At 73.3% G+C, this 14108-nt stretch carries 7 protein-coding genes and 2 pseudogenes; 6 read left to right on the forward strand and 3 right to left on the reverse strand.

The features are described 5' to 3' along the window. Window positions 1–89 precede the first annotated feature (89 nt). The 4 genes from DK389_RS32275 (at window position 90) to DK389_RS10560 (ending at window position 2001) form a co-directional block, all read left to right on the forward strand. Window positions 90–251: a hypothetical protein gene (locus tag DK389_RS32275; protein ID WP_162560604.1), complete on the forward strand. Its 162-nt coding sequence runs from the start codon at window positions 90–92 to the stop codon at window positions 249–251. A 121-nt stretch (window positions 252–372) separates the two neighbouring features. Continuing rightward, entirely contained in the window at window positions 373–591 is a 219-nt protein-coding gene (locus tag DK389_RS10555) for a hypothetical protein (RefSeq protein WP_109889433.1), read from the forward strand. 128 nt (window positions 592–719) lie between these two features. Then, window positions 720–860, forward strand: a complete 141-nt coding sequence (locus tag DK389_RS32280; RefSeq protein WP_162560605.1) for a hypothetical protein — start codon at window positions 720–722, stop codon at window positions 858–860. A gap of 574 nt (window positions 861–1434) precedes the next feature. Next, window positions 1435–2001, forward strand: coding sequence for an NAD(P)H-dependent oxidoreductase (locus DK389_RS10560; protein ID WP_109896259.1), 567 nt, complete (start codon window positions 1435–1437; stop codon window positions 1999–2001). A gap of 11 nt (window positions 2002–2012) precedes the next feature. Here the strand turns inward: DK389_RS10560 and pbpC are convergent. Both pbpC and DK389_RS10570 read right to left on the reverse strand, forming a co-directional pair. After that, a pseudogene (gene pbpC, locus DK389_RS10565) lies at window positions 2013–4063 on the reverse strand (penicillin-binding protein 1C). 164 nt (window positions 4064–4227) lie between these two features. Further along, window positions 4228–9547 (reverse strand): annotated as a pseudogene (locus DK389_RS10570) (alpha-2-macroglobulin family protein). Window positions 9548–9914: 367 nt separating this feature from the next. Here DK389_RS10570 and DK389_RS10575 point away from each other — a divergent pair. After that, the gene (locus DK389_RS10575; protein WP_109889435.1) at window positions 9915–10445 is read left to right on the forward strand and encodes a Dps family protein; all 531 of its coding nucleotides are present in this window, start codon (window positions 9915–9917) and stop codon (window positions 10443–10445) included. Between the two features lie 82 nt (window positions 10446–10527). Here DK389_RS10575 and DK389_RS10580 read toward each other — a convergent pair whose 3' ends face one another. Next, the gene (locus tag DK389_RS10580) at window positions 10528–13197 is read right to left on the reverse strand and encodes a bifunctional acetate--CoA ligase family protein/GNAT family N-acetyltransferase (protein WP_109889437.1); all 2670 of its coding nucleotides are present in this window, start codon (window positions 13195–13197) and stop codon (window positions 10528–10530) included. Window positions 13198–13380: 183 nt separating this feature from the next. On the opposite strand from DK389_RS10580, the gene DK389_RS10585 reads away from it, so the two are divergent. Further along, the gene (locus tag DK389_RS10585) at window positions 13381–14067 is read left to right on the forward strand and encodes a class II aldolase/adducin family protein (RefSeq protein WP_109889439.1); all 687 of its coding nucleotides are present in this window, start codon (window positions 13381–13383) and stop codon (window positions 14065–14067) included. Window positions 14068–14108: the final 41 nt, after the last annotated feature.

A 14108-nucleotide genomic window follows, 5' to 3' on the forward strand; every position in this document is an offset into this window, starting at 1 on the left:
GCAAGCCCTGCCACCGGCACCAACTGTGACATCCCTCACGGACACGGCCCCGCATTCGCCGCATGGACCCTTCAAAGACGGAGCCCTCCATGCGACCTCTGACATCACGCCGACCGCAGCGCGCGACCATCATTCTGCTGGCTATCGCGCTGACTCTGGCGGCCGCCCTCGCCGTCGTTTCGCACGTCAAGGCGCGCAACGATGCCGGTGCACTCTTCTTGGATTGGAACGGGGTGCGCGCAGCGATGTGAGCACCGGTGCGTCGGTGAATGAAGCGGGTCCGACGACGAGCCAGGCTCGGCCTTTCCCGTTGATGTCGTGACAGCCACCCTGGCCCCCGAAACGATGGCTGAACGGCCGAGGAGGACGCTCATGCCGACGGAAGCTGCAAGGGCCGCCCGGATCGCGCTGGAGGCCTACCTGCGAGCGGAAGCCGCCGAGCGCCGCTGGGGAGCGGGCATTCCGGCCTGCGATATCGTCGACCTCATGACCGACCTGCTGCTGCTCGCGAAGGAGCGCGGCTACGATCCCTGCCTCGTGATCGGCCAGGTCGAGCGGCATCTGAACGCCGAGACCGGCCTGAGCCGCTGAGATCGGCACGGGGGCTTCCGTGACGCCCGTCACGGTCGAAGCGGCGCGGGGGGCGCATGTGTGCGCCGGGCGAGGTTCGGCCGCCGGCCGGTGCGACGGGCCGCTCAGACCCCAGCGACGAGGTATACATGCGAGCCGCCCGCGCACTCCGCCGATTGCTGGCGCTACTGGCCCTGCTCGTTCCCCTCGATGCCGGACCGCCCGACATCGACGACCGGATGAAGGCGGAAACCGAGGAGGTTCAGGTCGTCTACCGGCACTTCGTCTGAGCGTGCCTCCCCGCACGCCGCCCGCTCGCATCGGAATCCGTCGGAGCGCGGCCTCGGATTTCATCCGCCCCGCCGCGTGCGGGGTGACACGGCGCGCACCTGCGACGGCGTCCAAGAATGCCGTTCGCGAAGGCGTCCATCCGGAGTTTATGACCGATGTCTGCTGAGCCGACCCCCTCCCTGCCGCCGATCATCGAGCCCTGGCGGATTGTGGCTCTGATCCTGATCGTCACCGCCGGCATGACGTTCGCACACGCGATAACGCCGCAACCCTCAGAGCCGGATGCGCACCGCCCGGCAACCAGCCTGCAGAGCACGACCCGATAGGCGATCCGTTCAGCCGAGGCAGCAGGTCCTTCGGCGGCTCTCCGTTTCGAGCGGGCTCGCGCCTCGGCACCCGCGTTCCGGATCGGTCTCGAAAAACGCGCGGTTTTCCCGCTATGGGACATTCCGCCCCGGTCCGCCCCTTGCAATCGGAGCGTTAGGTTCCCGTATCAGCCCGAGCGCGTGCTCGCAGCCTGCCCGCGAGGGCCGAGACGGTGAAACCGAAGCCCGGAGACGAAGCCCCGTGTCCCTGCCCCGCGTCGTCGCCTTCTCCGCGAGCTCCAACCGGCCCTCGCGCACCCGCGGCCTCGTCGAGGCGGTGGCCGCGGAACTCGCCCGCCATCGCCGGATCGACCTGCGGATCTACGACCTTCTCGATGCCGGGCCCGGCATCGGCGTGACGAACCGCGAGGCCCTTCCGCTGCCGGCTGCCCGCATCGTCGAGGCGATCGAGGGGGCGGACGCACTCATCGTCGGCACGCCCGTCTACAAGGGCTCCTACTCGGGCCTGTTCAAGCACATGCTCGATTTCGTGGCGCCCGAGCACATGGTGGGCAAGCCGGTGGTGCTCACGGCGACCGGCGGCGGCCTGCGCCACGCCCTCATCGTGGAGCATTCGCTGCGCCCGCTGTTCGGCTTCTTCGCCGCGCACATCGCGCCGACCTCGGTCTATGCGGGCGGGGCGGAGATGGAGGATTGCGCCGTGGCCGATGCCGGTGTCGCCGAGCGCGTCGCGGCCGCGGGCCGGGAGCTCGCCCTCCTGATCGAGGCCGCCGCCCTCACTCCGAAGCTGTCCCGCGCCGCCCCGGCGGCGTGAGGCGCCGAGCCTCACTCCATCCGCACCACCACGCTGTCGCTGGCGCCGGCCGCATCCATCACAGAGATCCGGGCGAAGCCCGCCCCGTCCGGCCGCCATTCGGACTGGCGCCGAGCGCCGGACGTCACCGGCAGGCTGTCCACGAGCCAGGTCAGCGGCGGCACGCCGCCGAGCGCCTTGAGGGCGAGGGCGGCGGAATGGCCCGCCTCCGACAGGCCGAGATCGATCCGGGCGCCGTCCGGCGGGTAGGCGATCTTCAGGGGCGCGCTGAGGGTCGCCGCAAGCGTCTTCGGGCCGTCCCGCCGGATGTGGCGCAGGGGCGGCGGCAGGCCGGCGCTTGTAGTGACGAGCGCCTCGCGGGGTTGGCTCACCGGCTCCGGTTCGCCCCCGTAGCGGGAGAAGGCGTCGAACAGGATCGGCGCGGCGACCAGCCGCCCGACGAGGCCGGGCACCGCCGCCCCGTCCGCCCGCCCGACCCAGACCGCGATCGTGACGCGCCGGTCGAAGCCGGCGGCCCAGGCATCGCGGTACCCGTAGGAGGTCCCGGTCTTGTAGGCGATGCGGTTCGCCAGGGCGTTCTCGGGCGGCGCCGCGCCGCGCAGGATGTCGGCGACGTACCAGGCGGCGACCGGATCGGCGACCGGCATGCTCGTGGAGCCCGCCCGCGGCTCCGGCGGGTCGAGGCGCCGCACGAGGTCCGGTGCGGGCCCACCCCGGGCGAGGCCGGAATAGAGCCGGGCGAGATCGGTCAGCGTGATGCCGAGGCCGCCGAGGGCCACCGGGAGCCCTGGCGCCGCGTCCCGCGGCAGCGCGATTCCCGCTCCGGCTCCCCGCAGCCGGGCGATGAACCGGGCGGGCCCCAGCGCCTCCATCAGGTCGACCGCCGGCACGTTGAGCGAGAGCTGGAGCGCCCGGCGCGCCGTCACCGTGCCCTGGAAGGTGAGATCGAAGTTCTCGGGCGCGTAGGTGGCGGAAAAGCGCGCCGGGCGGTCGTCGAGGAGCGTCTCCGGATGGGCGAGCCCGTTCTCGAAGGCGAGGGCGTAGATGAAGGGCTTCAGCGCCGAGCCCGGCGAGCGGATCGCCGCCGTCATGTCGATGGCGCCGCGCCGGGACGCGTCGAGATAGGCCGCGCTGCCGACATGGGCGAGGACGGCGCCGGTGCGATTGTCGATGGCGAGGATCGCCGCCGACAGCCCGGCCCCGGCGGAAGCCGCGCGCTCGGCGGCGAGTGTCTCCAGGCCCGCCTGCAGGCGTCCGTCGAGGGAGAGCCTGAGCACCCGCGCGCCCGGCTCGGCCGCCACCGCCGCCTCGGCCGCGTGTGCGGCGAGCATCGGGAAGGGCCGCCTGCCGGTCGGCACCGGCTCCTGCTTGGCGGCCTCGGCCTCCGCCCGGGTGATGACGCCGCGCCGGCCGGCGATGTCGAGCACGCGGTCGCGGGCGCGGCGCGCGGCCTCCGGCGCCCGGTCCGGCCGGCGCGCCTCGGGGGATTGCGGCAGCGCCACGAGGAGCGCGGCCTCGGCGAAGGACAGGCGGGCGGGTTCGCGCCCGAAATAGGCGAGGCTCGCCGCCCGCAATCCTTCCACGGCGCCGCCATAGGGCGCGAGCGCCAGGTAGAGGTCGAGCACGCCGGCCTTGCCGAGCCGCCGCTCCAGCTCCACGGCGCGCACCATCTGGCGGAGCTTCTGCGCGAGCGAGCGCTCGGAGCGCGGCTCGACGAGCCGAGCCACCTGCATCGACAGGGTCGAGCCCCCGACACGATGCGCCCGTGCACCAGCCACTGCCCCGCGGCCCGCAGGATTGCGACGGGATCGATGCCGGGGTGGCTCGCGAAGCGCCAGTCCTCGTATGCGGTCAGCATGGCGAGCATGCGCGGGTCGACGCCCGTCGCCGAGAGCGGCAGCCGCCAGCGCCCGTCCGCGGTGGCGAAGGGGCGCAGGAGCCGCCCGTCCCGGTCGAGGACGATCGTGGAGCGCGAGCCCGCCTGGGCGAGGTCGAGGGGCGGCAGGGCGGCGGCGTAGCGCCAGAGGCCGAGGGCGCAGCAGAGGGGCAGGAGGAGGGCGATCCGCCTCGCGGTGCGCCGTCCGCGGCGCGGGTCCCCTCTCCCGTTCGGGAGAGGGACAGGGTGAGGGGTGCGACCGCTCCGGAAAAACCTGTCCCCCTCACCCGGTCCGCCTGCGGCGGACGCGATCTCTCCCGGACGGGAAAGGTGGGCGCCTCCCTCCTCGCTCACCGCGCCGCCCCGACCTCGACCGTGCCGAAGGCGGTGCGGCCGTAACGCTCGGGGCGGTACATGTCCTCGATCGTCGCGCCCGGATGCACGTAGGTGCCGGGAGAGACCGCCCGCACCGTGTAGGCCGCCGTGAAGAAGGCCGACTGGCCGGGGCTGCGCTCGTAGGCCGCCACGAAGCGGTCGTCGCGGAACTCGGTGTGGACCGGCTGCACGTCGCTCTTGGCGAAGGCGAGGCCGGTCAGCGCGTCCGCGTCGAGGAGCTTCGGGTTGTCGATCTCGAGCCCCGCCGGCAGCCGGTCGACGAGGAGGAGGCGGCCGGCGCTCGCCTGCGCCTCCGTCACTTTCAGGACCACGACGAGCCGGTCGTTCTGACGCAAGCCCTGGGCCGGATCCACGGCCGTTCCGTCGAGACGGTGATAGGTCCGCTCGATCGAGTAGCCCTGGGAGGCCGCGGGCTCCGGGCTCACCGGATTGCCCGAGACGCCGACCGAGACCTGCACGGGCGCGCGGCCCTCGTTGCGGAGCATCACGGGCTTCGCGTCGAGGGCGGCCTGCCGGAAAGTCCGGGCGAGGGCGCCGGGCTCGGGCACACCGTCGACCGAGACGGAGAGCGCCTCGGATTCCTTGGTGAGGCCCGCAGCCGCCAGCACCATCCAGGCGTTCTCCTGCGTGCTGGTGAGCCGCCCGCTCGCCCGCTCCTCGGCGAGCACCGCGCCGACCGGCTGCAGCGCCTCCCGCGTCAGGCCGGATTCCGTCGCCAGGGCCAGGAGGCCTGCCCCGTCGCGCAGGCGCGAGCCGTAATCCGCCCGGTAGGCCTTCGCGTCGCGCTCGGCCTTCAACGACGTCAGGGCCGACTCGAACGCCTTGCCCGCCCGCCCGCGATCGCCGAGCAATGCGAGCGCCGCCGCGATCTGGCCGCGCCCGAGCGGCGTCGAGAAATCGCCGATCCTGGTGTCGGCGAGGTAGCGCAGATCCCCCATCACCGGGCGGCCGTTGCGAGCGAGCACATAGGCCGCGTAGGCGATGTCCATGCCGCCCTCGCGCACCTCCGTGGTGTTGGCCACCGCGTTGCGCAGCCGGTCGAGGGCGGCGTTGAAGGCCGTCTGCGGCACCGCGAAGCCGCGCTCGCGGGCGCGGGTGAGGAAGTCGGTGACGTAGGCGTTGAGCCAGACGTCGCTCATGCCGCCCACCGACCAGAGGCCGAAATCGCCGCTCGAATCCTGCCGCGACAGGACGCGCTCGATTGCCTCGCGGACGCGCTGGTCCGCCCTGTCGTCGAGGGCGAGCCGGTCCATCGCGGCGAGGCGGTTGACGTAGAGGAGCGGCATCGCCCGGCTCACCACCTGCTCGGAGCAGCCGTAAGGGTAGCGGTCGAGGGCCTGGAGCAGGGCCGGCACATCGAGGCCGGGCAGCACCGAGGCCGAGACCGAGACGGTGCCGGTGCCCGGCAGGATGTCGGCGAGCAGCGCCCCGTCGATCTGGAGGCCGGCGCCCGGCGCCAGCGGGCGCAGCTCCCGCCGCACCAGCGCGCCTGTGCCGGGAGAGATGCCGAGCGCGAAGCTCTGGCCGATGCCGGCCTCAAGCCCCGGGCCCGACAGGGTCACGTCGAGCCGGGCGAGGCCGGGCCCGGCGGCGGTGAGCGGGATCGCGACCTCGGCCTTGGCGCCGGGGTTGAGCGTCACCGTCCGGCGCAGGGCCTCCGCCCCCACGAGCACCGGCCCGGCGAGGTCGAGATCGACCGTGTAGGCGCCCCCTGCCCCCTCGACGTTGTCGAGGGCGAGGAAGATGCGCGAGCGGTCGCCGACGTTGAGGAAGCGCGGCAGGGTGCCGGACACCACGACGGGATCGCGGATGATCACGTCGGCCTGCGCTTGGCCCACGCGCGTGCCGCTCCAGGCGCTGACCATCACCCGGCCGGTCCCGTTGAAGGCCGGCAGCGGGAAGGTCACCTGCGCCGTGCCGTCCGCCCCCACGGCGACGAGGCCCGAATAGAGGGCGAGCGGGGCCTGGGTCGGGGGTGATTCGGAGAGCGTCGCGCCGCCGTCGCCGCCGGATCGGATGGTGCCGAGCGTCCCCTGCATGCCGTCGATCAGGTATCCGTAGAGGTCGCGGATCTCGGGGCCGAGCGCCTTCTGGCCGAAGAAGTGCTGGAACGGGTTCGGCGCCTCATAGCGGGTGAGGTTGAGGATGCCGACATCGACGAGCGCTACGGTGACCCGCGCCTCCTCGCCGGGCGCGAGGTTGCCGACCCGCACGGGCAAGGTCAGGTCCCGGCGCGGCCGCGTCTTCTCGGGCGCCGTGACCGTGACCGCGAGGTCGCGCTTGTCACGGTCGACCGCGAACCACGCGAGGCCGAGCGCCCGGCCGGGCAGGCGCTTGGCCGCCTGGTCGAGGGGCCGGACGGCGCTTGCCACGAGATAGGCGCCCGACCCCCATTCGGGCTTCACCGGGATCTCGACCGTGGTGCCGCCGTCGGGCACCGCGACATCCAGCACCGCGTGCACCTTGTCGCCGACGATCGCGAGGCTCGCGCGGCCCTTGAACTTCGGCGCGAGGCGCGCCCGCAGGGTCTCGCCGCCAGCGTAGGCCGCCTTGTCGAGGGTGAGGTCGAGGAGGTCGGGCACGTCGGCGGTCTCGCCGCCGCTCCAGCCGACGCTGAACGTCACGCTCGCACCGGCGCCGGGCTCGCCCGGCACGCTCGCCTCCAGGCGGTACTTCCCGAAGCTCGCCGGTGCCACGATCCGGGCCGGCTCGTCGGCCTTCAGGTCCACGCGCCCGTCCGCCACCCGGCGGACGGATTTCACGGGCTCGTAGGACCAGCGCCCGTCCGCCCGGTACCATTGATAGGTCTGCTCCAGCCGCGACAGGGTCCAGGTCACGCCGGGCCGGGCGAGGCGCCGGCCCTCTGGCGTCGCCATCACGAGGTCGAAGCTCGCGGTGCCCCCTCGGGCAGGTCGCCCGAGAACCCTTTGCGGATCGCGAGCACGGGCGCGGCGGGCAGGATCGGCAGGGTGAGGCTGCGGGAGAGCGCCCGCCCGCCGGGCTCGCCGACCTGCAGGGTGATCCGCGCCTCGAGCGCCCGGGGTGCGGCCGGCGCCTCGACCGGCACGGCGAGCGACGCCTCGCCCTTGGCGTCCGTGGTGGCGCGCTGCTCGATCTCTGCGCTCGCCGCCTCCACCGCCTCGTCGTCGAGCCCGATCGAGAAGCCCTCGAGCCCCTTGATGCCGGACCCCACCGCCGCCTGCACGACGACGTTGCCGGAGACGTCGAGCCCGGAGCCCGGCGCGCCGTAGAGGTAGCGGGCGGCCACCGCGATCTCGGCGGGTTCTCCCCGGCGCAGGGCGGGCGCCTTCGGGGTGAGGCTCACCTCCAGGCGCTCGGGCACGTAATCCTCGACGAGGAAGCTCGCCTCGCCGATGGCCGGCGCCTTCGGGTCGGTGTGGGCGGAGACGCGCCACGTCCCGTGCATCGCCCCGGACAGGAGCGGCAGCGGCAGAGCGCGGCCGCCGAGCCCCTGGTCCGCGACCTGGACGCGCCGGTACTCGACACCGTCCGGCCGCTTCACCACGAGGGTCAGCGGGAGCCCCGCGACCGCCTGGCCCTGCGCGTCCCGCAGGAGGGCCGTGAGCTGCACCGTCTCGCCGGAGCGGTAGACCCCGCGCTCGGGAAGACGACGTAGGCGTCGACGGCGCCCGGCGCCGGACGCCCCTTCACGCCGCGGTCGGTCAGGTCGAAGGCGGTCTGCGCGAGGTCGAGGAAGCCGTAATCGTCCCCGAGCTGGGCCACGACGAGGCCCGGCGCGATGCCCCCCTCCCCGCGGGCGAGGCCCGGATCGAAGGCGGCGTGACCGGCGGCATCCGTCCTGCGGGTGGCCAGCACCTCGTTGTTGCGGGCGACGAGCCGGATCTCGGCACCCGCGACGGCCTCGGCGCTCGCCAGCGAACGGGCGAGAACGTGCACCCCGTCCCGGCCCTTGAAGGCGGTGAGCCCCAGGTCCGAGACCACGAACCACTGGGTCGCCTGCTGCTCGTAGCCGCCCTCCCCCTCATCCGTGGGAGAGCCGCTCCCGGAGGGGCGCGCCATCATGATGTAGAGGCCGGGCTCCAGCTTGCCGACCGCCTCCAGCACGGGGAAGGCGGTGACGACCTCCTGGTTCGGCTCGGCCTTGGCCGTTTCGAGGCTGCCCTTCCAGACCTGCACGCCCTTCTGGTCGGCGATGGTGCGCGCGGTCGAGCCGTTGAGCTGGCTCAGGAACTCTTCCGAGCGAAGCGCCGGCAGCAGGCCGCGGTCGCCGATGCGCAGCACCTCGACGTCGAGCTTGCCCGCATTGACCGATACGAGCGGCACGCCCGCCTGACCGGTGCGGGGCAGGACGTAGTTGCGGCCTGTGAAGCGGACCTGGGGGGCGCGGTCGCGGACGTAGACCTCGTAATCGACCGATTTCAGCAGGGTCTCGCCGACCGAGGAGGGCAGGCCCTCGCGGAGCACGAAGGCGTAGCGCTGGCTGTGCTTCAGCCCCTCGACGCAGACCTGCTGGCCCTCCGCCGTCACGGCGGCGTTCGCCGCGCCCGAGACGGCGACGAAGGGGGCGAAATCCGTCTTCGGCGCGAGCGTCTCCGAGAACTGGAAGCAGACCCGCGGGGCGGCCGCGTCCGAATCGACCTTGTAATCGAGGATGCGAAAGCCGTGCTCGGCCCGGACCTCCTCGTAGGCCTGCCGGACCTCCGCGTCGTCGGCCAGGGCGAGGCTCGCCCGGTAGGCTTCGAGCGCCGGGCGCCACTCGGACTGATTGCCGTAGGCCTCGGCGAGGAAGGCCAGCGCCTCGGCCTCGTCGGGCGCGGCCTTCGCCCGCAGATAGGCCTGATAGGCGGCGGCGAGCGCCCGCTCGCGGAGCCGGTAGCGGGCGGCGTAGTCGCCGCCCCTCTGCTCGTCGTTGCCGAGGGCGTCGGCGGCGCGGGCGAAGGCCAGCCAGTTGCGCGCATCCGCGGGGTCGACCGCGACGGACGCGGCGAGCGGCGCGAGCGCGCCCTTCGCGTCGTCCGCCTCCATCCGCGCCTCGCCCTCGGCCCGCGCCTGCGCGGCGGGCTTCAGGGGCTTGGCCGCCTCGGCCTTGAGGGCCGATTCGAGGCGCACGCCGGAACTGGCGAGCGCCTCGCGCACGAAGGTCTTCTGGGAAGCGGCCTTCGGCGCGACGCGGGCGGCGGGCGTCGGCTGTGCTTGAGCGGCGGCCGGCCCCGCCGTCCCGGCGAGGAGACCTGCGGTGAGGAGCGCCGCGCAGAGGCCGATCCGGCGCCCGAGCCTCGAAGAACCCGCCATGATCCGCCTCGCGCGTCAGGCGCCTCGGCCGGCCTCGACGGGGCCGGCGATTCCTCGAAGGGCGCCGTCGAGGCGCGACCGTAGCACTTGCGTGGGCGGCCGCAACGGCGTGCCGGACGATCGCGGCTCGGGAGCGTTCGAGCCCGCTCAATCCCTCCCATCGAGCCGTCCCGTTCGCGCGCCGAGGCTGCGCCCCCGTGCCGGGCGCCCCGCTGTTTGGAACCGCTCCAAGCTATCCGCTCACGGCAGTGCTGACCCGCGCCGCGGAACATTCGGCTTCACCGTTCATTCTGCCGATCGAGAGGCGCCGCACGCCCGTGCCAGCGCCCAAGAAAACCCATCGGCAACATCGACGGAGATTGAGACCATGGCCAAGGCCAAGCCCGTGCGCGTCGAGAGCGACCGCCTGAACACCCCGACCGATCTCGACCCGGCCGACACCAAGAAGATTGCCGAAGGCCTCACGGTCCTGCTGTCCGATCTCTTCGCCCTCTACATCAAGACGAAGAACTTCCATTGGCACGTCAGCGGCCCGAACTTCCGCGATTACCACCTCCTTCTCGACGAGCAGTCGCAGCAGATCTTCGCGATCATCGACGCGGTCGGCGAGCGCGCCCGCAAGATCGGCGGCACGACCCTGCGGTCGATCGGTCAGGCGAGCAAGCTGAAGCGCGTGCAGGACAACGATGCCGAGTATGTCAGCCCGCTCGACATGCTGATCGAGCTGCGGGACGACAACAAGGCGCTGACCGCGCACATGCGCGAGCTGCACGAGGTCACGGACGAGGCGAACGACGTCTCGACGACGAGCCTCCTCGAAGAGTGGATCGACCAGTCCGAGGAGCGCACGTGGTTCCTTTACGAGTCGACCCGGAACGCCACGGACGGCGGCCACTGACGACTGCACCGGCCGGCCTGACGCCGACAGGATCCGCGGAGCCCTGCACCCCCGGTGCGGGGCTCCCTCCGTTTCGGGGGGATCACAGCTCCAGTCCCACCTTCATCACGCCCGGATCATCCCGGTCCGGGTGCACCGTGAAGCCGAGGCGGCGGCAGACGGCGAGCATCGGCCGGTTCTCGGGCAGGACGGAGCCCTCGACCCGCTTCAGCCCGTCGGCGCGGGCCCAGTCGATCATCAGCCGCATCAGGGCGAAGCCGAGGCCGGTGCCCTTGCGGTCGGAGCGGATCAGGATCGCGTACTCGCCGCTCGTGTGGTTCGCGTCCGCGTGGAGGCGCACGGCCCCGAGCATCGCGCCGCTCTCGACGTCGGTCGCCACGAAGGCGATGGCGCGGGCATAGTCGAGCTGCGTCAGCCGGGCGAGGAAGGTGTGGCTGAAGTCGCGCACCGGCGAGAAGAAGCGCAGGCGCAAATCCTCTTCTGTGACCTGATGGAAGAAGGTCGCGAACAGGCCCTCGTCCTCCGGCCGCACCGGGCGCACCTGGATCGGGCGCCCCCGCAGCGTCATGGTGCGCTCCCACTCGGCCGGGTAGGGCCGGATCGCGAAGCGCGGGTGCCCGGCCCCGCGGGCGGTGCGGCCCGGCATGCCGACGGCACGCGAGATCCGGACCCGGGCGTCGAGCGCCACGGCGCCGGCATCGTCGGCGAGCAGCGGATTGAGATCGAGCTCGCGCACCTGCGGCAGGTCGGCGGCGAGCTGAGCGAGCTTCACGAGGACGAGGCTGAGTGCCCGCAGGTCGACGGCCGGCACGTCCCGGTAGGCGGCGAGCCGCCGGGCGACGCGGGTGCGGGAGATCAGCTCGCTCGCCAGCGCGAGGTCGAGGGGCGGCAGCGCGAGCGCCCGGTCGTCGATGACCTCGACCGCGGTGCCGCCCCGGCCGAACACGACGACGGGACCGAAGGTCGGATCCTCGGCGAGCCCCGCGATCAGCTCGCGCCGCCGGCCCCGCCGCACCATCGGCTGCACCGCGAAGCCCTGAATGCGCGCCTGCGGGCGCTCGCGGCGGGCGCAGGCCAGGATCTCGCGGGCGGCCGCCCGTACGTCGGCCTCGCTCGTGAGATCGAGCCGCACGCCGCCGATGTCGGATTTGTGCACGATGTCGGGCGAGACGACCTTGAGGGCGACCGTCTCGCCCCGGGCCAGGATCGGCCAGGCGGCCTCGGCCGCCGCGTCGATGCCGGGAGCGAGGCTGAGCGGCACGCTCGGGATGTCGTATGCGGCGAGCAGCTCCACGACGCTCACCGGATCGAGCCAGGTCGCGCCCTGCGCCAGCGCGCGGGCGACGATGGCGCGGGCCTCGTCGGCTCGCGGCGCGAAGTCGCGCGGCAGCGAGTCTGGCGTCCGCATCAGGTCGTCCTGCGCCTCGCGGTAGCGCACCAGATGGAGGAAACCCTCGACCGCGTCGGAATCGGTGGCGAAGCGCGGGATCCCGGCCTCGGCGAGATGCTCGCTCGCCGCCTCGCCCTCGCCGAGGGAGACGGCGAAGACCGGCTTCTTGCGCCCGCCCGAGGCGCGGGCCGACCGCACCGTGTCGGCGATCGCCGCGGCGACCGCCTCGCCGCCGGAGCGGGCGGTGGGCACGTGGATCGCGAGCACGGCGTCGTTGGCGCGGTCGGCGATCAGCGGCGCGAGGGCGTGCCGATAGGCGTCGGCGTCGGCATCGACCCCGAGATCGACGGGATTGCGCCCCGAGAAGCCGTCGGCCGGGGTGATCCCGGCCAGGCTGCCGCCGAGATCGGCGAGCCGGTCGGCCGCGAGCGCGCCGATGCCACGGCCGTTCGCCAGGATCGCGAGCCGCTTGCCGGGAAAGGGGCGCTGGCGCCCGAGGGTCTCGACCGCCGAGAACATCTCGTCGAGGTCGCGCACGGCGAGCAGCCCTGCCCGGCGGAAGGCGGCCTGGTAGACGGCGTCGGGCTTGGCGAGGGCGCCGGTGTGCGTCTCGGGGGCGGGGCCGTCCGCGTCGCGCCGGCCGATGCGCAGGACCACGACGGGCTTGGCGCGGGCGGCGGCGCGGGCGGCCGACATGAACTTGCGCGCGTCCGGCACCGTCTTCAGGCAGAGCAGGATCGCCCGGGTGCCGAGATCGCCCGCGAAATGGTCGAGGCAATCCGCCACGTCGATATCCGCGGAGCGGCCGAGCGACAGCACGGCGGAGAAGCCGACCGCGCGGCGGGCCGCCCATTCCACGATTCCGGAGGCGACCGTGCCGGATTGCGAGACCAGGGCGAGGTCGCCGCGCGCCGGCATGTGGGCCAGGAGGCTCGCGTTGAGGCGCCGGCCCGGAACCGCGAGGCCGATGCTGTTGGGGCCGAGGAGCCGCAGGCCGTGGGCTCGCGCGATCGCCTGCGTGCGCGGGCCCGGATCGTCGGGCCCCTCCCCGAGATCGGCGGTGAGGATGGCGGCCGCGCCGGCGCCGCGGCGGCAAGCGTCCTCGATGATGCCGGGCACGACAGGGGGCGGGGCCGCGACGATGACGAGGTCCGGCGCCTCCGGAAGATCGCTCACGCGGTCGAAGCAGGGCGCGCCGTCGACCTCGGCATGGCGCGGGTTCACCGGAAAGACCGGCCCGGCGAATCCGCATCGGCGCAGGTTCTCCAGAACCGCGCGGCCGAGCGACCCCTCCCGCTCGCCGGCCCCTGCCAGGGCGACCGAGCGCGGGTGCAGCAGCGCCTCGAAGCGGTAGGTGCTCATGGCCGGCCCCCGATACCGCGCCCGGCCGCGCCGGGGCTCCGCGGCCTCTGGGGACGCGAAATCGGCGCGCCCGTCAACGGGGCACCGCTCCCCTGCATCGGAGGTGGCGTCGCCGGCCGTGTCGCAGGATGTTTCCGGTCGGCCGCATTTCCCTTGGCCGCCGCATGCTCTAGGAGGCCGGGCATGCCCGCCGACGCTCCGACCGAATCCGACCTGCGCAGCGCCATCGTCGCGGCCTCGTCCCGCGTGATCGCGCTGGGTCTCAGCCAGGGAACCTCCGGCAACATCTCGGTCCGGTTCGGGGAGGGCTTCCTGGTGACGCCCTCGGGCATCCCGCCCGAGGATCTCGCGCCCGAGCACATCGTGCCGATGGATTTCGCCGGGCGCCACGCGCATCCCCTCGCCCCCTCCTCGGAGTGGCGGTTCCACAGGGACATCCTCGCGAACCGGCCCGAGGTCGGTGCCGTCGTCCACGCGCACCCGCCCTACGCCACGGGCTTCGCGATCTGCGGACGGGAGATCCCGGCCGTGCATTACATGATCGCGATGGCAGGCGGGCCGACCATTCGCTGCGCGCCCTACGCGCCCTACGGCACGGAGGCCCTGTCCGAGGTGGCGCTCGCCGCCCTCGAAGGGCGGAGCTGCTGCCTCCTCGCCAACCACGGCCTGATCGCGACGGGCGCCGATCTCGCCAAGGCCCTCTGGCTCGCCGTCGAGGTCGAGGCGCTCTGCCGCCAGTACGCGATCGCGCTCCAAGTCGGCACGCCGGTCGTGCTCGACGATGCGGAGATCGCCCGCACCGTGGAGCGGTTCAAGTCGTACGGGCCGCGCACGATCGACGCCGGATCGAAGACCGGTCGGGCTTCCTGACGATACCTCAGGGCAGATAGTCCTTAGTAGAATCTCATCAG

This window comes from Methylobacterium durans (assembly GCF_003173715.1).
In the GTDB taxonomy this organism is placed as follows: domain Bacteria; phylum Pseudomonadota; class Alphaproteobacteria; order Rhizobiales; family Beijerinckiaceae; genus Methylobacterium; species Methylobacterium durans.